Annotated in this window: 16 protein-coding genes and 1 pseudogene; 6 read left to right on the plus strand and 11 right to left on the minus strand. The window is 67.4% G+C overall.

All coding sequences use genetic code 11. From position 1 onward, the window contains the following. Positions 1 to 25: 25 nt before the first annotated feature. The 4 genes and pseudogenes from ABFO07_RS17890 to metE all read right to left on the minus strand — a co-directional run bounded on the left by ABFO07_RS17890 (position 26) and on the right by metE (position 4502). Positions 26 to 937, minus strand: a complete 912-nt coding sequence (locus ABFO07_RS17890) for an alpha/beta hydrolase (RefSeq protein WP_059986543.1) — start codon at positions 935 to 937, stop codon at positions 26 to 28. Between the two features lie 137 nt (positions 938 to 1074). Then, positions 1075 to 1281, minus strand: a pseudogene (locus ABFO07_RS17895) (alpha/beta fold hydrolase); the annotation flags it as partial. Continuing rightward, positions 1278 to 2099, minus strand: coding sequence for a DinB family protein (locus tag ABFO07_RS17900; protein ID WP_347469365.1), 822 nt, complete (start codon positions 2097 to 2099; stop codon positions 1278 to 1280). The gene ABFO07_RS17900 and the pseudogene ABFO07_RS17895, both read right to left, overlap by 4 nt. Before the next feature lie 108 nt (positions 2100 to 2207). Further along, positions 2208 to 4502, minus strand: coding sequence for a 5-methyltetrahydropteroyltriglutamate--homocysteine S-methyltransferase (gene metE, locus ABFO07_RS17905; protein ID WP_124491266.1), 2295 nt, complete (start codon positions 4500 to 4502; stop codon positions 2208 to 2210). A 141-nt stretch (positions 4503 to 4643) separates the two neighbouring features. Between metE and ABFO07_RS17910 the strand changes: the two genes are divergently transcribed. Further along, complete coding sequence (locus ABFO07_RS17910; RefSeq protein WP_059801540.1) at positions 4644 to 5552, plus strand: LysR family transcriptional regulator; 909 nt, start codon at positions 4644 to 4646, stop codon at positions 5550 to 5552. Positions 5553 to 5730: 178 nt separating this feature from the next. Then, positions 5731 to 6423, plus strand: coding sequence for a hypothetical protein (locus ABFO07_RS17915; RefSeq protein ID WP_059801538.1), 693 nt, complete (start codon positions 5731 to 5733; stop codon positions 6421 to 6423). Positions 6424 to 6464: 41 nt separating this feature from the next. Here the strand turns inward: ABFO07_RS17915 and ABFO07_RS17920 are convergent, their stop codons facing one another. Further along, a complete protein-coding gene (locus tag ABFO07_RS17920; RefSeq protein WP_059992670.1) occupies positions 6465 to 6899 on the minus strand; it encodes a YciI family protein in 435 nt (144 codons plus the stop codon). A gap of 271 nt (positions 6900 to 7170) precedes the next feature. On the opposite strand from ABFO07_RS17920, the gene ABFO07_RS17925 reads away from it, so the two are divergent. Beyond that, entirely contained in the window at positions 7171 to 8706 is a 1536-nt protein-coding gene (locus ABFO07_RS17925) for a methyl-accepting chemotaxis protein (RefSeq protein WP_059801535.1), read from the plus strand. Positions 8707 to 8818: 112 nt separating this feature from the next. Here the strand turns inward: ABFO07_RS17925 and ABFO07_RS17930 are convergent, their stop codons facing one another. The 3 genes from ABFO07_RS17930 to ABFO07_RS17940 all read right to left on the minus strand — a co-directional run bounded on the left by ABFO07_RS17930 (position 8819) and on the right by ABFO07_RS17940 (position 12109). After that, on the minus strand, positions 8819 to 10246 hold the full coding sequence (locus ABFO07_RS17930) for an MFS transporter (protein WP_059562172.1): 1428 nt from the start codon (positions 10244 to 10246) through the stop codon (positions 8819 to 8821). A gap of 145 nt (positions 10247 to 10391) precedes the next feature. After that, a complete protein-coding gene (locus ABFO07_RS17935) occupies positions 10392 to 11153 on the minus strand; it encodes an ABC transporter permease (RefSeq protein ID WP_059562175.1) in 762 nt (253 codons plus the stop codon). After that, the gene (locus ABFO07_RS17940; RefSeq protein ID WP_059562178.1) at positions 11150 to 12109 is read right to left on the minus strand and encodes an ABC transporter ATP-binding protein; all 960 of its coding nucleotides are present in this window, start codon (positions 12107 to 12109) and stop codon (positions 11150 to 11152) included. Before ABFO07_RS17940 ends, ABFO07_RS17935 begins: the two co-directional genes overlap by 4 nt. A 387-nt stretch (positions 12110 to 12496) precedes the next feature. Here ABFO07_RS17940 and ABFO07_RS17945 point away from each other — a divergent pair, with 387 nt between their 5' ends. After that, positions 12497 to 13765, plus strand: coding sequence for an IS256 family transposase (locus ABFO07_RS17945; protein WP_347469366.1), 1269 nt, complete (start codon positions 12497 to 12499; stop codon positions 13763 to 13765). A gap of 155 nt (positions 13766 to 13920) precedes the next feature. Here the strand turns inward: ABFO07_RS17945 and betA are convergent, their stop codons facing one another. From betA to betI, 3 genes are read right to left on the minus strand one after another with little or no spacing between them, the layout of a single operon-like run. Beyond that, positions 13921 to 15621, minus strand: a complete 1701-nt coding sequence (gene betA / locus ABFO07_RS17950; protein WP_059958804.1) for a choline dehydrogenase — start codon at positions 15619 to 15621, stop codon at positions 13921 to 13923. Between the two features lie 22 nt (positions 15622 to 15643). Continuing rightward, complete coding sequence (gene betB, locus ABFO07_RS17955; protein WP_347469367.1) at positions 15644 to 17113, minus strand: betaine-aldehyde dehydrogenase; 1470 nt, start codon at positions 17111 to 17113, stop codon at positions 15644 to 15646. A 32-nt stretch (positions 17114 to 17145) separates the two neighbouring features. After that, positions 17146 to 17730 (minus strand): transcriptional regulator BetI, encoded by a 585-nt coding sequence (betI, locus tag ABFO07_RS17960; protein ID WP_059562192.1) that lies wholly within the window; start codon positions 17728 to 17730, stop codon positions 17146 to 17148. Between the two features lie 734 nt (positions 17731 to 18464). Between betI and ABFO07_RS17965 the strand changes: the two genes are divergently transcribed. Both ABFO07_RS17965 and ABFO07_RS17970 read left to right on the plus strand, forming a co-directional pair. After that, complete coding sequence (locus tag ABFO07_RS17965) at positions 18465 to 19367, plus strand: alpha/beta fold hydrolase (protein ID WP_059884611.1); 903 nt, start codon at positions 18465 to 18467, stop codon at positions 19365 to 19367. A 56-nt stretch (positions 19368 to 19423) separates the two neighbouring features. Then, positions 19424 to 19993 (plus strand): methyltransferase family protein, encoded by a 570-nt coding sequence (locus tag ABFO07_RS17970; protein ID WP_059801776.1) that lies wholly within the window; start codon positions 19424 to 19426, stop codon positions 19991 to 19993. The last annotated feature ends 4 nt before the right edge of the window (positions 19994 to 19997 follow it).

The following is a 19997-nucleotide window of genomic DNA, read 5'->3' on the forward strand; positions in this document are numbered from 1 at the left end:
GCCGCGCGATTCGCGGCAGGGGGCGTCAGCCTGCGCGTGGCGCTGCGCCCGGGCGGCCCGCGACGTCGGTGTGCGGGTGGAACGCGTAGCCGCTGCGCTGGAACGACGACGCGAAGAACAGCACCTGATAGCGGATCGCGTTCGCCCAGTAGTCCCACGTGTGGCCGCCGGGCCGCTCCGCGTAGTCGTGCGGCACGCCGAGCGCGACGAGCCGTTCGTGCAGCGTGCGGTTCGAGCCGACCAGCGTGTCGTCGGTCCCGCAATCGATCGTCAGGTCCATCTGCGCATACGCGAACGTGAGGGCGCTCTCCACGATCGCGCTGCGGTTCCAGAACGACGGATGGCGCGTGCGGTCGCCGAATACGTGATCGATGCGCGGCTCGTCGTCGCATGCGCGCGGGTCGACCGCGCCGCTGATGCTGCCGGCCGCGCCGAACGCGTCCGGCCGGTCGAGCGCGATGCGCAGCGCGCCGAAGCCGCCCATGCTGAGCCCGGTGATCGCGCGCGCGCGTTTCGTTGCGATGGTGCGGAAATGCGCGTCGACGTACGACACGACCTCCTTGCCGACGAAGGTCTCGTAGCGGCTGCCCGTTTCGAACGGGCTGTCGAGGTACCAGCTTTCGCGGCCGCCGTCGGGCATCACGAGGATCACGTGGTAGCGGTCGGCCAGCTCGCCGATGCGCGTGTTGGCGGTCCAGTCGGTATGGTCGCCGCCGGAGCCGTGCAGAACGTACACGGCGGGGAAGCGTTCGGCGGCGTTGCCGCCACGGTTGCCGCGCACGTACGCATCGGGCAGCACGACGGTCGCCGCGAACGATTGTTGCATCGTCGCGCTGGGAATCGTGACCACCCGTGTCTGGAATGCCCACGCGGGGCGCGCGAGCGCAAGCAGCAGCAACAGCGGCAGCGCGCGCGCAAGGTTCAGGGATCGTCGCATTCGTCGTGTCCGCCTGAAGGGCAGGCCTCCTCGGAAACCCTATGCGGGATGACTCTAACAACCGCGCCTTTCAGCCAAATTTCGGCGACGCATACGGTTTGTCAGCCGGGCGGCGCAACGCGCCCGTTCAGGCGAGGCACGTCGACGGGCGCGCCGCCGAAGTGCGCATCGACCGCTTGCCGCACCTGCTCGACCTGCGCCGCGAGCGTGATGCCGTCGGGCGGCGCCGCGCGGTGCGCGCCGTAGCCGAGCAGGTCGGGTGCGAGATGCGGGCCGTGCCAGCCGGGCACGTCGAAGGTGCCGATGAAGCCGTGGATGAAGACGACGGGCGTGGGCAAGTTCATGCGGCGGGCGGGGTGGGGTGGGTGGTGTCGGTGGCGGGCGGCAGGCCGAGTTCGGCGAGCAGTTCGTCGAGTTCGAGGCAATGGGTGCGGTCGTGATCGAGCAGCTCGCGCACCAGTTCGTCGAGCGACATGCGGCGGATGCCGTCGCGCAGGCCGCAGCGCGTCAGCTCGGCGGGTGTCAGCGTGGCGAGCGTCGCGCACAGCCCGCGCCGCGCCGCGCGGAACGCGTCGAGTGCAGCGTCGAAATCCTGATGCAGATAGTCGCGCTGCTCGGCGAGCGCGGTGCCGTCGACCGACGCGATCACCGGCAGGTCGGCCGTGCGCACCGCATCGATGCGCGCGGCGAACACCGCGTCGAGGTCGCGCAGGTGGCACGCGTGTTCGACCAGCGAAAAGCCCGTGCCGGCCGGGCGCCGCGCCCGCAGCGCCGCGGGCACGCGCGCGGCGAACGCGGCGAAAGCAGCGGGCATGCGCGCGAGTTCGCCGACGATGTCGGTAAATGGCAGCAGTTGAGGATGCGGGCTGAACACGGCGCCATAGCTGAACAGCGCGCCGCCGAGGCGGCCGCGTGCCTGCACGACGTCGTGGCCGCGGCGGCGCATCACGTCGGCGACCAGCGCGCCGCAGAACTGGCGCGCGGTCGTGTCGGCCTCGATCTCGGGGAATTTTTGCGCGATCTCGTCCTGGACCGCGCCGATCGCCGCCACGCCGACGCGCGACAGCGCCGCGAATTCGGCATAGCGTTCGGGCAGCCCGATCAGGGCTTCGAGCTGCGCGCCGAGCGGCGTCGCGCGGAAACGGTCGAAACGGGAGTGCATGGCAGGTAGCCCCTTCATAACGTCGCAAAACGATACGTTATGAAGGGGGCTACGTCAATTCACCGGTTCGGGCGCGCCCTCGCCGAATGGCGGGGCGCTCGCGGCACGTTACCGCAACTGGCTGCGCAGCGCGCCGGCAGCGGCGACCATGTTCGTCAGCGCCGGCACCACTTCCGCCCACTGCCGCGTCTTCAGGCCGCAATCGGGGTTCACCCACAGGCGCTCCGCCGGAATGCGCTCGGCCGCCTTCTTCATCAGCGCGACGATGTGCGCCTGGCTCGGGATGTTCGGCGAGTGAATGTCGTACACGCCCGGCCCGATCTCGTTCGGATACTTGAAATCGTCGAACGCATCGAGCAGTTCCATATCCGAGCGCGACGTCTCGATCGTGATCACGTCGGCATCCATGTCGGCGATCGACGCGATGATGTCGTTGAACTCCGAATAGCACATGTGCGTGTGAATCTGCGTGTCGTCGCGCACGCCGTTCGCGGCGATGCGGAACGACTCCACCGCCCATTGCAGGTAGTCGTTCCACTGCGCGCGGCGCAGCGGCAGGCCCTCGCGCAGCGCCGCTTCGTCGATCTGGATCACGCGCACGCCGGCTTGCTCGAGGTCGAGCACCTCGTCGCGGATCGCGAGCGCGAGCTGATGGCACGACACCGAACGCGGCTGGTCGTCACGCACGAACGACCAGTTCAGGATCGTCACCGGGCCGGTCAGCATGCCCTTCATCGGCTTCGTCGTGAGCGACTGCGCATACGTGATCCACTCGACGGTCATCGCCTTCGGGCGGCTGATGTCGCCGAACAGCAGCGGCGGCTTCACGCAGCGCGAACCGTACGACTGCACCCAGCCGAACTGCGTGAACGCATAGCCGTCGAGCTGCTCGCCGAAATACTCGACCATGTCGTTGCGCTCGGCCTCGCCGTGCACCAGCACGTCGAGCTTCAGCGCTTCCTGCTCGCGCACGCTGCGCGCGATTTCCGCCTGCATCGCGGCCTTGTAGCCGGCCGCGTCCAGCGCGCCGGCCTTGAACCGGCTGCGTGCCTGGCGAATCTCGGCGGTCTGCGGGAACGAGCCGATCGTGGTGGTCGGGAACGCGGGCAGCTTCAGCCGTGCGGCCTGCTTCGGCGCGCGCACGCCATACGGGCTCTGCCGGCGGCCGAGCGCGGCGGTGATGCGCTCGACCGCGGCCTTGACGGCCGGGTTGTGCACGCGCGGCGACGCGCGCCGGCTCGCGATCGCGGCCGCGTTGTCGGCCAGCTCCGCCGCGACCGACGCGCGGCCGCGATTCAGCGCGAATGCGAGCACCTTCAGTTCGTCGAGCTTCTGCAGCGCGAACGCGAGCCACGAACGGATCTCCGGATCGAGCTGCTGCTCGCTCGACAGGTCGACCGGCACGTGCAGCAGCGAGCACGACGGCGCGAGCCACAGGCGCTCGCCGAGCCGCTGCGCGAGCGGCTCGAGCCAGTCGAGCGTCGCGGCCAGGTCGGTTTTCCAGATGTTGCGGCCGTTGATCGCGCCGACCGACAGCACGCGTTCGGCCGGCAGCTCGCGCGCCAGTGTCGCGGCTTCGTCGCGTGCCTGGATCGCGTCGACGTGCAGGCCGTCGACCGCCAGCGAGCACGCGAGCGCGAGATTCTCGCGCAGCGGGCCGAAGTAGGTGGCGAGCAGCAGCTTGATGCGCCGCGTTTCGAGCGATTCGTACGCGGTGCGGAACGCCTGCCGCCATTCGTCGTCGAGCTCGGTGACGAGCGCCGGCTCGTCGATCTGGACCCACTCGACGCCCTGCGCGGTCAGCGTGTCCAGCAGCGCGCCGTACACCGGCAGCAGCTTCGGCAGCAGCGCGAGGCGCGACGAATCGTCCTTCGCCTTGCCGAGCCACAGGTACGTGACCGGGCCGATGATCACCGGCTTGGCCTTCACGCCCTGCGCGTGGGCTTCGCCGAGCTGCTGGAGGAGCCGCGACGGGTCGAGCGTGAAGTTGGTGTCCGCGGTGAACTCGGGGACGATGTAGTGATAGTTCGTGTCGAACCACTTCGTCATCTCGCCCGCGGCCACGCCGCCGCAGCACGCGTCGTGCGCGTCGCCCGACTGCGCCGAGCGGCCGCGCGCGACGCGGAAATAGTTGTCGAGCGGGTCGCCGTGAAAGCCCTGCACGCGTTGCGGCAGGTTGCCGAGCGTGAAGCTCATGTCGAGCACCTGGTCGTAGAACGCGAAGTCGCCGACCGGCGCGAGGTCGAGCCCTTGCTGGTGCGCCCAGTGGCGCCGGCGCAGCTGCGCGCCCGCTGCCGTGAGTTCGTCGCGCGACGATTGGCCCTTCCAGTAGCGTTCGAGCGCGAACTTCAGTTCGCGTTGGGCGCCGATGCGCGGGAAGCCGAGATTGTGTGTGCTGACCATATGGGCTGCCGTTCCGGTGGATTGAAAGCGGTGGTTGAAAGGGATGGCAGCGATGATAGGATTTCCGGCTCATGAAATAAAATGGCATTATTTCATTAATCGATTAGATTTTTTCATGAACGAGGCAAGCGAGTTACCGACATGCTGGAACGGATCCATCTGGTCATCATTCGCGAGGTCGAGCGGCAGGGCTCGCTGACGGCGGCGGCGGGCGCGCTGTACCTGACGCAGTCGGCGCTCAGCCATACCGTCAAGAAGATCGAGCAGCAGCTCGGCACGCCGATCTGGGATCGGGAAGGGCGCAGCCTGCGGCTCACGCAGGCGGGGCAATACCTGCTGGCGCTGGCGAACCGGCTGCTGCCCCAGTTCGAGCATGCCGAGGCGCGCATGAAGCAATACGCCGACGGCGAGCGCGGCACGCTGCGCATCGGCATGGAGTGCCACCCGTGCTACCAGTGGCTGCTGAAGGTGGTGTCGCCGTATCTGGCCCAATGGCCGGACGTCGACGTGGACGTGAAGCAGCGGTTCCAGTTCGGCGGCATCGGCGCGCTGTTCGGCTACGACATCGACGTGCTCGTCACCCCCGATCCGCTGAACCGCCCCGGGCTGCGCTTCGATCCGGTGTTCGACTACGAGCAGGTGCTGGTGGTCGCCGAAACGCATCGGCTGGCGGGCGTCACGCACGTCGAGCCCGCGCAGCTCACCGACGAGATCCTGATCACCTACCCGGTCGAGACCGACCGTCTCGACATCTACAACCAGTTCCTGACGCCGGCCGGGGTCGTGCCGAAGCGCCACAAGGTGATCGAGACGACCGACATCATGCTGCAGATGGTGGCGAGCGGGCGCGGCGTGGCCGCGCTGCCGCGGTGGCTCGCCGACGAATACGCGGACCGGATCCCGGTAACGCCCGTCAAGCTCGGCCGCGACGGGATCGCGAAGCAGATCTTCCTGGGCACGCGGGAAGCGGATGGCGCGATCGACTATCTGGCGGCGTTCGTCGCACTTGCGCGCGAGTCGACGCAGCTCGCGCCGAAAATGCGGCGATAGCGCAGGCGGCGCGCGTCCGCTCAGGGGTTCGTCCCAGCTTTACGGCGCCGCCGGCCGCCGCTCACAATGGATCATCGGCGACACAAGCCGGGCCGACGCCTGCGCGGCGTGCGCGTCGGGCGGCTCCGGGACAACACACGACGCCGGTCGGGGGAAGCACCGCCAAATGGGGGGAGCCATGTCACCGCGCGCTCATCTCGTGCTCGTGCTCATCGGGTGGTTCGCCGCAGGCCCCGGCCGGGCGTCCGCCGACGAGCCGCCGCTGCGCTTCGACGCGCATGTCGAGGCACAGCACAACGCGCTGTCGGATCGCCCGATGGAGACGGACGATCCGCAACGCGTGCTCGTCATCCAGGGCAGCAAGGATCCGAAAGTCGAGCTGTGGCTCGGCATCGACTTCGCGTCCACCGAGCCGCGCTGCCGGTCCCAGACCTTGCTCGGGCGGGTGACCGGCGCACCGGACGTGCCGCAGCTCATCACCGACAACGTCCGCCTGCCGGCCGGCCAGACGCATTTCGAAATCCGCTTCTTTCTCGACCGCTACGAGCCGGGCCGCTGCCGCTGGCAGCCGATGGGGATTCGTCATGCCGAATTCGTGCCGGGCCTCAGCGCGGGGCCGAGCGAATGGAGCGGGTTGATCGGCTTCAGCGACGCGGGGCGGCGCGAGGCGACCCTCGCGTGGACGTGCCAGCTCGGCATGGCCGGCACGGCGTCGTCCCACCTCGGCTGCCTGACCCGCACCCGCGGCGCCGGCGCGATGCGGATTTCCAGCCTCGGCGGCCAGGTGAACGTGAGCTTCGCGCTGCTGCCGCACTCGCCATGGCCGCGCGGGCTGCAGGCCGGCGTCGGCGGCAAGGCGGCCAGCGGGTGAGCGCGGGCGCGGCGGGCAGCGCCCGTGCCGCGCCGCTGCCGTCAGTGCTTCTTCTGCGCGGCCTCGATGCCCGCGCGCAGCCGCGCTTCCTGCTCCTGCAGCTCCGGCGTGAATTCCGCGCCGAAGTCTTCCGGTTCGAACACGCGCCGGATCTCGATCTCCGATTCGCCGTGCATCGGGTTCGGGCAGCGCTTCACCCATTCGACCGCCTCGTCCATCGATTTCACCTGCCACAGCCAGAAGCCGGCGATCAGCTCCTTGGTTTCCGCGAACGGCCCGTCGGTCACGGTGCGGTTCGCGCCCGAGAAGCGCACGCGCTTGCCGCGCGAGCTCGGGTGCAACCCTTCGCCGGCGAGCATCACGCCCGCCTTCACCAGTTCCTCGTTGTACTTGCCCATCGCGGTCAGCAGCTCGGTATCCGGCATCTGGCCGGCTTCGGACTCGCTGGTCGCCTTGATGATGACCATCACGCGCATTTTCGTTTCTCCTTGAAAGGGGCAGGGCGGGTGCCTGCCGACGGCGCATGCGGTCGGCGGGCGGTTCCGACACTACGACGGATCAGGATGCCGGAAATCGACATCCGCTCGGGAAGAATTTGCGCGATCGTCGGTTCGACCGCGGGCACGGATGATCGCGCGAAGCCCCGGCGGGTTCAGGATTGCGGGTTTACGCGGGTGTGCCGCCGCTCAAGTCTTCGTCGCGAACGTCGTTATCCGTACCGGATAGTTAACACATCGAGGCGTGCGCATGAGGCTTTCCACGAAACTGCTGTTGCTCGTCGCGGCGGCGCTACTGGGCGTCGTGCTGCTGGCCGCGACGGCGCTGCATACGTTGCGCTCCGCGCTGATCGACAGCCGCCGCGAGGAAATCGTCATTCTGTTGACGAAAGCCGAGCACCTGGTCAACGCGTACCGCGAGTTGCAGACGAGCGGCGCGCTGACGCGCGAGCAGGCGCAGCAGCAGGCGAAGGAGGCGCTCTCCCGGCTCAACACGAACACGCGGAGCTACTACTGGGTCACGACGGCCGACGGCGTCAATCTCGTGCACCCGAACGCGAAGTTCATCGGCACCAAGGCCAACGGCAACCACACGCCCGATGGTCTGCTCGACCGCGACGCGTATCGCGCCGGGATGGCGCAATCGCATTTCGCGCTCGTCGACGTGCTCGTGAAGCGCACCCCGGAGGGCGAACCCGAGCCGAAACTGCAAGGTGTCGTGGCGATCCCGGACTGGGACTGGTGGATCGGCACCGGCTTCTTCTACGACGACATCGATGCCGCGTTCTCGAAGTTCGCGGTGCTGCTGGGCGCGATTGCACTCGGCATCGCGGCCGGCCTGGCCGCAATCGCGTGGGCGATCCTGCGCAGCATCACGCGCACGCTCGGCGGCGAACCCGCGCAGGCGACGCGGATCGCGCGCGCGATCGCGACCGGCAACCTGAACGTGCAGCTCGATGCGGCGAAGGCCGCGCCGGGCAGCCTGCTGGCCGCGCTCGCGGAGATGAGGGCGGCGCTCGTCGGGATGATCGCTGAAATCCAGTCCGCGACGCACTCGATCGCGATCGGCACGGGCGAGATCGCGCGGGGCAATCTCGACCTGTCGCAGCGCACCGAGGAGCAGGCCGCGTCGCTGCAGCAGACCGCCGCGAGCATGGAGCAGATCACGGCGACGGTGAAGCAGAACGCCGACAATGCGCGGCAGGCCAACGGGCTCGTCTCGACCGCGGCCGACGCGACCGAGCGCGGTGGCGAGGCGGTGCAGGAAGTGGTCGCGACGATGCAGCAGATCGCGCAGCAGTCGGACCAGATCGCCGACATCACGTCGGTGATCGAGAGCATCGCGTTCCAGACCAACATTCTCGCGTTGAACGCGGCGGTCGAGGCGGCGCGCGCCGGCGAAGGCGGGCGCGGGTTCGCGGTCGTCGCGTCGGAAGTGCGCTCGCTCGCGCAGCGCAGCGCCGCCGCCGCGAAGGACATCAAGTCGCTGATCCAGGCGTCGGTCGAGAAGGTCGGCCACGGCAGCCAGCTCGTCGGCGTCGCGGGCGACCGGATGACGGCCATCGTCCAGTCGATCCGCCATGTCGCCGGCATCATGGGCGAGATCACCGCGGCATCCGACGAGCAGAGCACCGGCATCGAGCAGGTCGGCAAGGCGGTCACGCAGATGGACGAGGTCACGCAGCAGAACGCGGCGCTCGTCGAGCAGGCCGCGGCCGCCGCGTCGTCGCTCGACGAACAGACCGCGCGGCTGCGGACCGCGGTGTCGGTGTTCAGCGTCGGGTGATGTCAGCCGCGAAAGCGCGGCGTGCAGCGGGGGCGGGGCCGGGGCCCCGGGTGTTCGTCGCGGGCCGGTGGCTGCGGCAGCCGGCCCGCTGCCCGACGGCGTGTCGGCCGGGTCACGACACCTTGTCCACCGCCGGCGCATAGCGCCCGCCGTCACCCGCTTCATCGCCGGACGCCAGTTCCTCCAGCGCGAGGCCCTTCGTCTCGATCCCGAGCGTCCACACCGCGAGCGCCGCCGCCGCGAACGACAGCGCGCCGAGCGTGAACACGCCGCCCTGGCCGAACACCGGCAGCACCACGCCGACCACGTACGGCCCGATCAGCGACCCGATGCGCCCGATCGCCGACGCGAAGCCCGAGCCCGTCGCGCGCGCGCCGGTGCCGTACAGCTCGGGCGTGTACGTGTACAGCGCCGCCCACATCCCGAACAGGAAGAACTGCATCGCGAGGCCCGTGCCGATCAGCAGCGTCGTGCTGCCGCCGTACAGCGCGCTTTGCCCGTACGCATACGCCATCGCGCCGCCGCCGAGCAGCGACGCGATGCAGGTCGGCTTGCGCCCCCAGCGCTCGACGAGCCACGCCGCGCACAGGAAGCCCGGCACGCCGCCGAGCGAGATCAGCACCGTGTAGAACACCGATTTCGTGACTTCGAAGCCGGCCTGCTGCAGCAGCGCGCCGAGCCACGACGTGAGCCCGTAGAAGCCGAGCAGTGCGAAGAACCACAGCAGCCACACCATCGCCGTGCGGCGGCGATACGCGCCGCTCCAGATTTCGCGCAGCGCGCCGCGGCCGCGCGGCGCCGGGGCCGGTGCGAGCCGCGCCGGCGGCGGCAGCGTCGCGACGCCGGCCGAGCGCATCACCTTCGCCTCGATTTCGCGCATCACCGTGTCGGCCTCGCCGAGCCGGCCTGCGTGCTCGAGCCAGCGCGGCGATTCCGGCACGAGCCGGCGCACCACCAGCACGAACACGGCCGGAATCGCGAGCAGCGCGAACACGGTGCGCCAGCCGAACTGCGGCAGCACGAAGTACGACACGATGCCGGCGGTGATGAAGCCGAGCGGCCAGAAGCCGTCCATCAGCGCGATCAGGCGGCCGCGCTTCGCGGTCGGCACGAATTCCGACAGCAGCGTCTGCGCGACCGGAAACTCCATGCCCATGCCGATGCCGAGCAGCACGCGATAGACGATCAATGCGTCGACGCTCTGCGCGGTCGAGCACAGGTACGACGCCGCGCCCCACAGCACCATGCTCCACTGGAACACGGGGCGGCGGCCGAAGCGGTCCGCGAGCAGGCCCGCGACCGCCGCGCCGAGCACCATCCCGAAGAAGCTCGCGCTCGCCACCAGCCCGGCCGTGGCGGTCGATAGCCCGAACTCCTTCTTGATCGAGCCGAGCACGAAGGTCATCGTGCCGAGGTCGACCGAGTCGAAGAAGAACGCGATCGCGATGATGAAGAAGATCAGCTTGTGATACCCGGAGAACGGCAGACGTTCGAGCCGGGCGGCCGCGCTGGCGCGCGTGATGGAGGCGGTGGCGGGCATGGCGTCCTCTGCGGAAGAGAAAAGGCCTCGAAGCGGGGTGCTTCAAGGCCTCTGCTCTTCAGTAGACGCGACCACAATTGGCTGCATCGGAGGAAAAGCGTCGCGGGCTTGGCCAAATGCGTCACGGCCGCGACGCGTGCGCGCATCAGTTCTTCAGCCGGTAGCCGGTGCGGAAGATCCACGCGACGATCGCGAGCAGCACGATCAGGAACAGCGAGGTGGCGGCGAGGCTGATGCCGACGTGCACGTCGGCGAGCCCGTAGAACGACCAGCGGAAGCCGCTGATCAGGTAGACGATCGGGTTGAACAGCGTGACGATGCGCCACGCGGGCGGCAGCATGTCGACCGAATAGAAGCTGCCGCCGAGGAACGTGAGCGGCGTGATGATCAGCAGCGGCACGAGCTGCAGCTTCTCGAAGCTGTCGGCCCAGATGCCGATCACGAAGCCGAACAGGCTGAAGGTGATCGACGTCAGCACGAGGAACAGCACCATCCAGAACGGATGCAGGATGTGCAGCGGCACGAACAGCCCGGCCGTCGCGAGGATGATCAGCCCGAGCAGCATCGATTTCGACGCGGCCGCGCCCACGTATGCGATCACGATTTCCCAGTACGACACGGGTGCGGACAGGATCTCGTAGATCGTGCCCGTGAAGCGCGGGAAGTAGATGCCGAACGACGCGTTCGAGATGCTCTGCGACAGCAGCGACAGCATCACGAGGCCCGGCACGATGAACGAGCCATAGCCGATGCCGTTCACGTCGCTGATGCGCGAGCCGATCGCGGAGCCGAACACGACGAAGTACAGCGACGTCGAGATCACCGGCGCGATGATGCTCTGCATCAGCGTGCGCCGCGTGCGGGCCATTTCTGCGCGGTAGATCGCGCGGATCGCATGGAAGTTCATGGGTGGGCTGCCTCGTGTACGCCGTTGCGGCGGTTGTCGATCAGGCTGACGAAGATGTCCTCGAGCGAGCTCTGCGTGGTGTGCAGGTCGCGGAAGCCGATCCCGGCCGCGCCGAGCGCGTTGATCAGCGTTGCGATGCTCGCGTCGTCGCGATGCGAGTCGTACGTGTAGACGAGCGCGCTGCCGCCGTCCGCGAGTTCGAGCCCGAACGGCGCGAGCGCGGGCGGCATGGCCGCGAGCGCGCGGTCGAGCTGCACGGTCAGCTGCTTCTTGCCGAGCTTGCGCATCAGCTCGCGCTTTTCCTCGACGAGCACGAGTTCGCCGCCGAGGATGATGCCGATCCGGTCGGCCATTTCCTCGGCTTCCTCGATGTAGTGCGTGGTCAGCACGATCGTCACGCCGCTTTCGCGCAGCGAATCGACGAGTTTCCACATGTCGCGGCGCAGTTCGACGTCGACGCCGGCGGTCGGCTCGTCGAGGAACAGGATGCGCGGCTCGTGCGACAGCGCCTTCGCGATCATCACGCGGCGCTTCATGCCGCCCGACAGCGTCATCAGCTTGTTGTCGCGCTTGTCCCACAGCGACAGCGCCTTCAGCGTCTTCTCGATGTGCGCGGGGTTCGGCGCCTTGCCGAACAGGCCGCGGCTGAACGACACGGTGGCCCACACGGTTTCGAACGCGTCGGTGGTCAGCTCCTGCGGCACGAGGCCGATCAGTTCGCGGGCCGCGCGGTACGCGCTGCGGATGTCGTGGCCGCCGACCGTCACGCGGCCGTCGGTCGGCGTGACGATCCCGCAGATCGAGCCGATCAGCGTCGTCTTGCCGGCGCCGTTCGGCCCGAGCAGCGCGAAGATCTCGCCCGGGCGGATGTCGAGGTTGACGTGTTTCAGCGCCTGGAACCCGGACGCGTAGGTCTTGGACAGGTTCGAGACGGACAGGATCGGGGGCGTGCTCACGGGCGAGGTCCGGTAGGGAAGACGGCGGGGGCGGCCGCGGCGGCGCGCGGGCGCGAAGGGCGGGGCGTACGGCGGACAGGTGGCATCGGGTGTTCGTCGAAGCGATGGGATCGCTATCTTAGCAACGGCGAGCGGGGTTTGCCGGGGTGCGCAACAGCCGCGTGGATCGCGTGCCGATTAGTCGGTTTGGATGAACAAACGCGGATCGGCAGGGCGGTCGGTGGTCGATTCGGCTCGAAGGGCCGGATTTCAAGGGCGGGGGAACGTTTACAGTCCGTGGCGAACAGGGTGCTTCGTGGGGCGAGCCGTGGCGATTGGCTTCGTTGCCGGAGCCTGTCAGATTTTTAGTGTGTCGAGGTCATGAGACGATAACGGAACTAACGTCCTATGACCGATGCAACAGTGACCAAGAAGAGCAAGAACCCGAAGGCACCGAAGCTGTTTCCCGATGAGCTGATCGATCAGTTGCTTGCCCAAGTTCAGGGCAAGGATGCCGAGTCGATCTTGGGCGAATCGGGGCTGGCCGGCCAGCTCAAGAAGCAGCTGGCCGAGCGCATGCTCGCGGCCGAGTTGAGCCACCATCTGGAAGCCGAGACCGAGCAAGGCAGGGCCGGCAACCACCGCAACGGCACCAGCCCGAAGACGGTCCTGACGCCCAACGGCGAACTGAAGCTGGATATTCCGCGCGATCGGCAGGCGACGTTCGAGCCGCAATTGGTCGGCAAGTATCAACGCCGGCTGCCCGGCTTCGACGACCACGTCATCAGCATGTATGCGCGCGGCACGAGCGTTCGCGAGATTCAGGGCCATCTGCTGGAACTGTACGGGCTGCAGGTGTCGCCCGACCTGATTTCGACGGTCACCGACGAAGTGCTGGCCGACGTCGAGCAATGGCAGCAACGCCCGCTCGAGGCCATGTATCCGATCGTGTACTTTGACGCATTGCGGTTGAAGATCCGTGACGAAGGCACGGTCAAGAACAAGGCGGTCTATCTGGCGTTGGGCATCCGCGCCGACGGCCGCAAGGAAGTGCTGGGTTTGTGGATCGAGCAAACCGAAGGCGCCAAGTTCTGGCTGAAGGTCTTCAACGAGCTGAAGAACCGCGGCTTGCACGACATCCTGATCGCGGTGGTCGACGGTTTGCGCGGCTTCCCCGAAGCGATCGAGGCGGTCTATCCGGCAGCCCAAATCCAGACCTGCATCGTGCATCTGATCCGCAATTCGCTGAATCTGGCGAGCTGGAAGGACCGCAAGCCGCTGGCTGCCGCGATCAAGCCGATCTACCAGGCCGCCACGGCCGAGGCGGCGGCTACGGCGCTCGACGCCTTTGCGCAGAGCGAGTGGGGCCGCAAATTCCCTACCGTCGCGGCCATGTGGCAGCGCCAATGGGAACAGGTGATCCCCTTCTTCGTCTATCCGCCCGAGGTGCGTCGAATCGTATATACGACCAACGCTATCGAGAGCATGCACATGCAGTTGCGCAAGATCGTGAAGAATCGCGGCCACTTCCCGAGCGACGAAGCAGCCAGCAAACTGCTGTATCTGGCCTTGCGCAACATCGAAAAGGATTGGAAGATGCCGCCTATCACTTGGCGGCAAGCAGTCAATCAGTTCGCCATTCTGTTCGGCGAGCGATTCACCTCCGCCATCAGCTGAGATTTTTAACCGGCCTCAGCACACGAAATTCCTGACACGTCCCGTTGCCGGGAAGGTGTGGTGCCGAATTGGCATGACCAGAAACGCAAACGCCGCCGACATTGGCTGTCAGCGGCGTTTGCTACGACAAGAACCTGGCGGCGTACCCGCGCTCGTCAAACCCTCTCCGGCGCCCTAGCCACCTTCCCGACATCCCGCGCCGGCGCCCCGTTCGCAACGAAATAAGGCACATCCACCCGCGCCAGCGCCTGCCGCCCGCGAATCTTGTCCGCGATCTTCTCGGCGATCATGATCGTCGGCGCGTTCAGGTTGCCGGTCGTGATGATCGGCATGATCGACGCATCGACCACGCGCAGCCCCTCGAGCCCGTGCACGCGGCCTTCGTTGTCCACCACGGCCATGTCGTCATAACCCATCTTGCACGAGCACGACGGATGAAACGCCGTCTCCGCGCGGGCACGCACGAAATCATCGAGCTCCTTGTCGCTCTTCAGGTCCGCGCCCGGGTTCAGCTCGCGGCCGCGATAGCGGTCGAGCGCGGGCTGGCGCATGATCTCGCGCGTCGCGCGGATCGCGTCGCGGAACTCGCGCCAGTCGAGCGCTTCCGCCATGTAGTTGAACAGGATGCTCGGGTGCTCGTTCGGATCGCGCGAGCGCAGCTTCACGCGGCCGCGGCTCGGCGAGCGCATCGAGCCGACGTGCGCCTGGAAGCCGTGCATCTCGATCGCGTTCGAACCGTTGTAGTTGATCGCGACCGGCAGGAAGTGGTACTGGATGTTCGGCCACAGGTCGTCGTCGCGCGTGCGGATGAAGCCGCCCGCCTCGAAGTGGTTGGTCGCGCCGAGGCCCGTGCCGTTCAGCATCCATTCGAGGCCGATCTTCGGCTGGTTCCACCACTTCAGCGCCGGGTACAGCGACACCGGTTCCTTGCACTGGTACTGGATATACATCTCCAGGTGATCCTGCAGGTTCTGGCCGACGCCCGGCAAGTCGAGCACGACGGGGATGTCCAGTTCCTTCAGCCACGCGCCGGGGCCGACGCCCGAGCGCTGCAGCAGCTGCGGCGATGCGATCGCGCCGCTGCACACGAGCACTTCGCGGCGCGCATGCGCGGTCGCGCGCTCGCTGCCGCGCAGGTAGGTGACGCCCGACGCGCGCTTGCCGTCGAACAGGATGCGATCGGCGAGCGCGTGCGTGACGATCTCGAGGTTCGGCCGCGCGCGCGCCTGGTCGAGGTAGCCGCGCGCGGTGCTCGCGCGGCGGCCGCGCGGCGTCACGGTGCGGTCCATCGGGCCGAAGCCTTCCTGCTGGTAGCCGTTCAGGTCGTCGGTGCGCGGGTAGCCGGCCTGCACGCCGGCCTCGACCATCGCCTCGAACAGCGGGTTCACGCCCGGCTTGCTGGTCGTGACCGACACGGGGCCGTCGCCGCCGTGGTAGTCGTTCGGGCCCACGTCGCGCGTCTCGGCCTTCCTGAAGTACGGCAGGCAGTCGAGATACGTCCAGTTGTCGAGGCCCTTGTGCGTCGACCAGTTGTCGTAGTCGAGCGCATTGCCGCGGATGTAGCACATCCCGTTGATCAGCGACGAGCCGCCGAGCCCCTTGCCGCGCCCGCACTCCATCCGGCGGTTGTTCATGTGCGGCTCGGGGTCGGTCTCGTACGCCCAGTTGTAGCGGCGGCCCTGCAGCGGGTAGGCGAGCGCCGCCGGCATCTGCGTGCGGAAGTCGAAGCGGTAGTCGGGGCCGCCCGCTTCGAGCAGCAGCACGGTGACGTCCGGATCTTCCGTCAGGCGCGTCGCGAGCACGTTGCCCGCGGAGCCTGCGCCGCAGATGATGTAGTCGTATTCGCGTGTCGTCATGACGGATCTCCTTGTTCGTGACTCAAAACACCGGGTTGTAGCGGCCGAGCTCGACCTGCACCGACTTGATCCGAGTGTAGTGTTCGAGCGTCGTGATGCCGTTCTCCCGTCCGACACCGGATTGCTTGTAACCGCCAACCGGCATTTCGGCCGGCGATTCGCCCCACGTGTTGATCCAGCAGATGCCGGCTTCGAGGCGGTGGATCGTGCGGTGCGCGCGCGACAGGTTCTCGGTCACGACGCCGGCCGCGAGCCCGAAGTGCGTGTCGTTCGCGCGCGCGATGACTTCGTCCTCCGATTCGAATTCGAGGATGCTCATCACCGGCCCGAAGATCTCCTCGCGGACGATCTTCATGTCGTCGCGGCAGTCGCCGAACACGGTCGGCGCAACGTACTGGCCGTTCGCGAAATGGCCGTCGGTGAGGCGCGTGCCGCCCACGAGCAGCTTCGCGCCCTCGGCCTTGCCGCTGTCGATGAAGCCGAGCACCTTGTCGAGCTGCGCGGCGGACACGAGCGGGCCGAAGTTCGTGTCGGCATCGGTCGGCTTGCCGACGCGGATGCGCTTCACGCGTTCGAGCACGCGCGCGGTGAATGCGTCCTTGATCGAGCGGTGCACGAACACGCGCGTGCCGTTCGTGCAGACCTGGCCCGAGCTGAAGAAGTTGGCCGTTACCGCGATGTCGGCGGCACGGTCGAGGTCGGCATCGTCGAACACGATCAGCGGCGACTTGCCGCCGAGTTCCATCGTCACTTCCTTCAGCGACGATGCGCCGGCCAGCGACATCACCTTCTTGCCCGTCTCGACGCCGCCCGTGAACGACACCTTCGCGATGTCGGGGTGGCCCGTGAGCAGCGCGCCGACCGAGCCGTCGCCCTGCACGACGTTGAACACGCCGGCCGGCACGCCGGCCTCCGTGTAGATCTCCGCGAGCTTCAGCGCGGTCAGCGGCGTGACCTCGCTCGGCTTGAACACCATCGCGTTGCCGGCCGCGAGCGCAGGGGCCGTCTTCCAGCACGCGATCTGGATCGGGTAGTTCCATGCGCCGATGCCCGCGCATACGCCGAGCGGCTCGCGGCGCGTGTAGACGAACGACTCGGCGCGCAGCGGCACCTGCAGCCCTTCGATCGCGGTCGCGAGGCCCGCGTAGTACTCGATCACGTCCGCACCGGTGACGATGTCGACCGCGAGCGTCTCGGCGATCGGCTTGCCGGTGTCGCGCGTTTCCAGCGCCGCGAGTTCGTCGTTGCGCTCGCGCAGCAGCTCGACCGCGCGGCGCAGGATGCGCGAGCGCTGCATCGCGGTCATCGCGGCCCATTCGCGCTGGCCTTCCCGCGCCGATGCGACCGCGCGGTCGACGTCGGCGGCGCTCGCCTGCTGCACCTGCGCGAGCAGTTCGCCGGTGGCGGGATCGAAGGTGTCGAAAGTCTTGCCGCTGGTGGCGTCGACGTAGCCGCCGCCGATGTAGAGGCGCTGCAAACCGAATACGGACATGAGGATCTCCTTGAGGGCGATTGCGCGCCGCGTCAGTCGGACGCGAGCAGCAGGTCGATGTAATCGTGGGCAAGCTTCAGCGCCGCCCGGGTGTCGAACGGGCCGCCGGCGAGCGCGCCGCGCAGCCACAGGCCGTCGATCAGCGCGGCGAGGCCGCTGGCCGCTTCGCGCGCTCTCGCGCGCGGCACGGCCTTCGCGAATTCCGCGCACAGGTTCGAATAGAGCCGCCGCGTGTTGACGTGCTGCAGGCGCTTCAGCGCCGGCTCGTGCATGCTCTGCGACCAGAATGCGAGCCAGGTCTTCATCACGGGCGCGCTGATCTGCGTGTCGTCGAAATTCGCGGCGACGATCGCGCGCAGCCGGGCGCGCGGATCCTTGCGCGCGGCGACGCGGCGGCGCGTGGTGGCCGACCACAGGTCGCGCAGCACGTGGCGCATCGTTGCTTCGAGCAGGCCGTCCTTGTCGCCGAAGTAATGGCTGACGATGCCGGTGGAAATGTTCGCGCGCTGCGCGACCGACGCGAGCGTCGTGCCGGGCAGGCCGGCTTCGTCGATCGAGCGCAGCGTCGCGTCGATCAACTGCGCACGGCGGACTTCCCGCATTCCGACTTTCGGCATCGCGACTCCCTGGGCCCGGACGGCAGATCGATGGAAGCCGTGAGCTTAGCGGTTTTTTATTGATCGTTCAATCAATAAAAAAGCGGGGTCGGAGGGGTGACGGCGAGGGAAAACGGGGTGCGATTGGGTGGTCGCGGCGATGTGCAACTGCGGAAAAGCGGATCCGAAAGACAGTTAAATAAAATGGAGTTTGTTTAAAACGGATAAAGAGAGCGGCAAGTTTATAAGCCGCCGCCTCGATATTTTTTTCCATTTCCTCTTCGAAAGATTGTAAATGTGACCGATGTTCGTCGGCGTGTGGAAATTTTCAGAATGTTCGGGGGAGATGATTGATGCGAGGGTGAGGCTGTCGTGAGATAGCGTATTGAATGCAAGGCATTGATTATTAATGGAAATAATGCGAGTTTTCAGTGCATTGAAAGGTAATTGAAAAATGATTGCGTATCCCTCGCAAACCTTTGCTCATACCATAAAAAATGCTCGAAAAATTTGAATCGATGGCATTTCAGGGTTGAGTAGAGGGGATATTTGAACCTGCTTGAGTGATCAATATTCGGCGTATTAGTATGGCGCCGCACTGGCAGGAAATAATCGACGCCGCCGAATTTGGTGCGGTGCGCCGGCCGTGGCGCGATCGGGGGTTGCGCCGCGGGCCGGCGCGTCGCCATTGCATGCGCGTGTGCACCTGCGGCAAAGCGCTCAGCCGAACCGCCGCATCCACCCGGAGAACGACGATGCCGACCGAAAAACACGTGGTTCCGCTGCCGAATGGTCTGAAGGTTTACGTCGAGCGCCAGGTGTTCGATCCGGCGTTCGACACGGCGATCCTCGTCAACGGCGCGCTGGCGACGACGGCATCGTTCGGGCAGACCGTCCAGTACCTCGGCGAGCGGATGAACACGGTCTGTTTCGACCTGCCGTACGCGGGGCAGTCGCGCCAGCACAACCCGGGCTGCTTCATCCTGACGAAGGACGACGAGGTGGCGATCCTGCAGCATCTGGTCGAGCGCTTTGCGCCCACCTATCTCGTGTCGGTGTCGTGGGGCGGCGTCGCGTCGCTGTTCGCGCTCGCGCGCGGCTGCCCGAGCGTGCGGCGCGCGGCGATCTGCTCGTTCTCGCCGTTCCTGAACGATGCGATGGTCGACTACGTGACCCGCGCACGCGACCACATCGCCGCCGGCGAGAACCTGAAGGCCGCGCAGCTGCTCAACGACACCGTGGGCCGCTACTTGCCGCGCATCATGAAGCTGTACAACTACCGCTACCTCACGCGCCTGCCGCGCGACGAGCAGGACCAGGTCGCGTTCCACGTCGACCAGATCCTGTCGCTGCAGCCCGAACGCTACCTGAGCGAGTTCTCGAACATCCGCTGCGAGCTGAAGTTCGTCAACGGCGCGCTCGACGAATACACGACGCCCGCCGAAGTCCGCACGCTCGCCGCGCACGTGCCGCGCGCACAGTTCGCGACGATCCCCGGCGCCGGCCATTTCCTCGACATCGAAGGCCGCGCGCAGCGCGACAGCACGCGCGCCGAGCTGCTCGGCTTCTTCTGCGACGCCGCGCCGACGCTGCTCGGCATGCCGCCCGACATGCCGGCCGCGTGCCTCGCCACGGCGATGCCCGCACTGTCGTCGTGACGCCGCGCGCGCCGCTCCGCGCATCCGATTTCCACTCCACCCGAGGCAGGCCAGCCGTGAATATCGTTCAGAGCATCGCCATCGTCGTACCGTGGGCCGCGTGGCTCGCGTACTGGATCGCCACGTCGAACGCGGTGAAGGCGACCGTGCGCAAGGAGGCGTCGCGCTCGCGCACGCTGCAATCGATTCCGCTGATCGTCGGCGGCGCGCTGATCATCCTGCCCGACCCGACGTGGCAGGCGCTCGCGCCCGACTGGCATCGTTTCGGCCTGCAGGCGCAATGCGGCCTCGCGGTGCTGGTGGCGGGCCTGCTGTTCTCGGTGTGGGCGCGGCGGCATCTCGGCACGAACTGGAGCGTGTCCGTCACGCTGAAGGCCGATCACGAACTGATTCGCACCGGCCCGTACGCGCTCGTGCGGCATCCGATCTACACGGGCTGCCTGCTCGCGCTCGCCGGCGCCGCGCTGATCGGCGGCGAGTGGCGCGGCGTGCTCGGCGTGCTGCTGGTGTTCGCGTCGCTCGCGTACAAGGTGCGCGTCGAGGAGAGCTGGCTGACCGGCCATTTCGGGCCGGCCTATGCGCAGTACCGCCGCGAAGTCGCGGCGCTGATCCCCGGCTTCTACTGATTCC

Origin of the sequence: Burkholderia stagnalis, from assembly GCF_039848545.1 — a bacterium.
In the GTDB taxonomy this organism is placed as follows: Bacteria; Pseudomonadota; Gammaproteobacteria; order Burkholderiales; family Burkholderiaceae; genus Burkholderia; species Burkholderia stagnalis.

What these genes read in the sequence shown, in the direction of transcription:
- ABFO07_RS17935 (WP_059562175.1), bottom strand. Translation starts at nt 11,153, where the DNA reads ATGAACTTCCATGCGATCCGCGCGATCTACCGCGCAGAAATGGCCCGC.
- ABFO07_RS17890 (WP_059986543.1), bottom strand. Translation starts at nt 937, where the DNA reads ATGCGACGATCCCTGAACCTTGCGCGCGCGCTGCCGCTGTTGCTGCTG.
- ABFO07_RS17930 (WP_059562172.1), bottom strand. Translation starts at nt 10,246, where the DNA reads ATGCCCGCCACCGCCTCCATCACGCGCGCCAGCGCGGCCGCCCGGCTC.
- betA (WP_059958804.1), bottom strand. Translation starts at nt 15,621, where the DNA reads ATGACGACACGCGAATACGACTACATCATCTGCGGCGCAGGCTCCGCG.
- metE (WP_124491266.1), bottom strand. Translation starts at nt 4,502, where the DNA reads ATGGTCAGCACACACAATCTCGGCTTCCCGCGCATCGGCGCCCAACGC.
- ABFO07_RS17910 (WP_059801540.1), top strand. Translation starts at nt 4,644, where the DNA reads ATGCTGGAACGGATCCATCTGGTCATCATTCGCGAGGTCGAGCGGCAG.
- ABFO07_RS17925 (WP_059801535.1), top strand. Translation starts at nt 7,171, where the DNA reads ATGAGGCTTTCCACGAAACTGCTGTTGCTCGTCGCGGCGGCGCTACTG.
- ABFO07_RS17915 (WP_059801538.1), top strand. Translation starts at nt 5,731, where the DNA reads ATGTCACCGCGCGCTCATCTCGTGCTCGTGCTCATCGGGTGGTTCGCC.
- ABFO07_RS17900 (WP_347469365.1), bottom strand. Translation starts at nt 2,099, where the DNA reads ATGCACTCCCGTTTCGACCGTTTCCGCGCGACGCCGCTCGGCGCGCAG.
- ABFO07_RS17920 (WP_059992670.1), bottom strand. Translation starts at nt 6,899, where the DNA reads ATGCGCGTGATGGTCATCATCAAGGCGACCAGCGAGTCCGAAGCCGGC.
- betI (WP_059562192.1), bottom strand. Translation starts at nt 17,730, where the DNA reads ATGCCGAAAGTCGGAATGCGGGAAGTCCGCCGTGCGCAGTTGATCGAC.
- ABFO07_RS17965 (WP_059884611.1), top strand. Translation starts at nt 18,465, where the DNA reads ATGCCGACCGAAAAACACGTGGTTCCGCTGCCGAATGGTCTGAAGGTT.
- ABFO07_RS17945 (WP_347469366.1), top strand. Translation starts at nt 12,497, where the DNA reads ATGACCGATGCAACAGTGACCAAGAAGAGCAAGAACCCGAAGGCACCG.
- betB (WP_347469367.1), bottom strand. Translation starts at nt 17,113, where the DNA reads ATGTCCGTATTCGGTTTGCAGCGCCTCTACATCGGCGGCGGCTACGTC.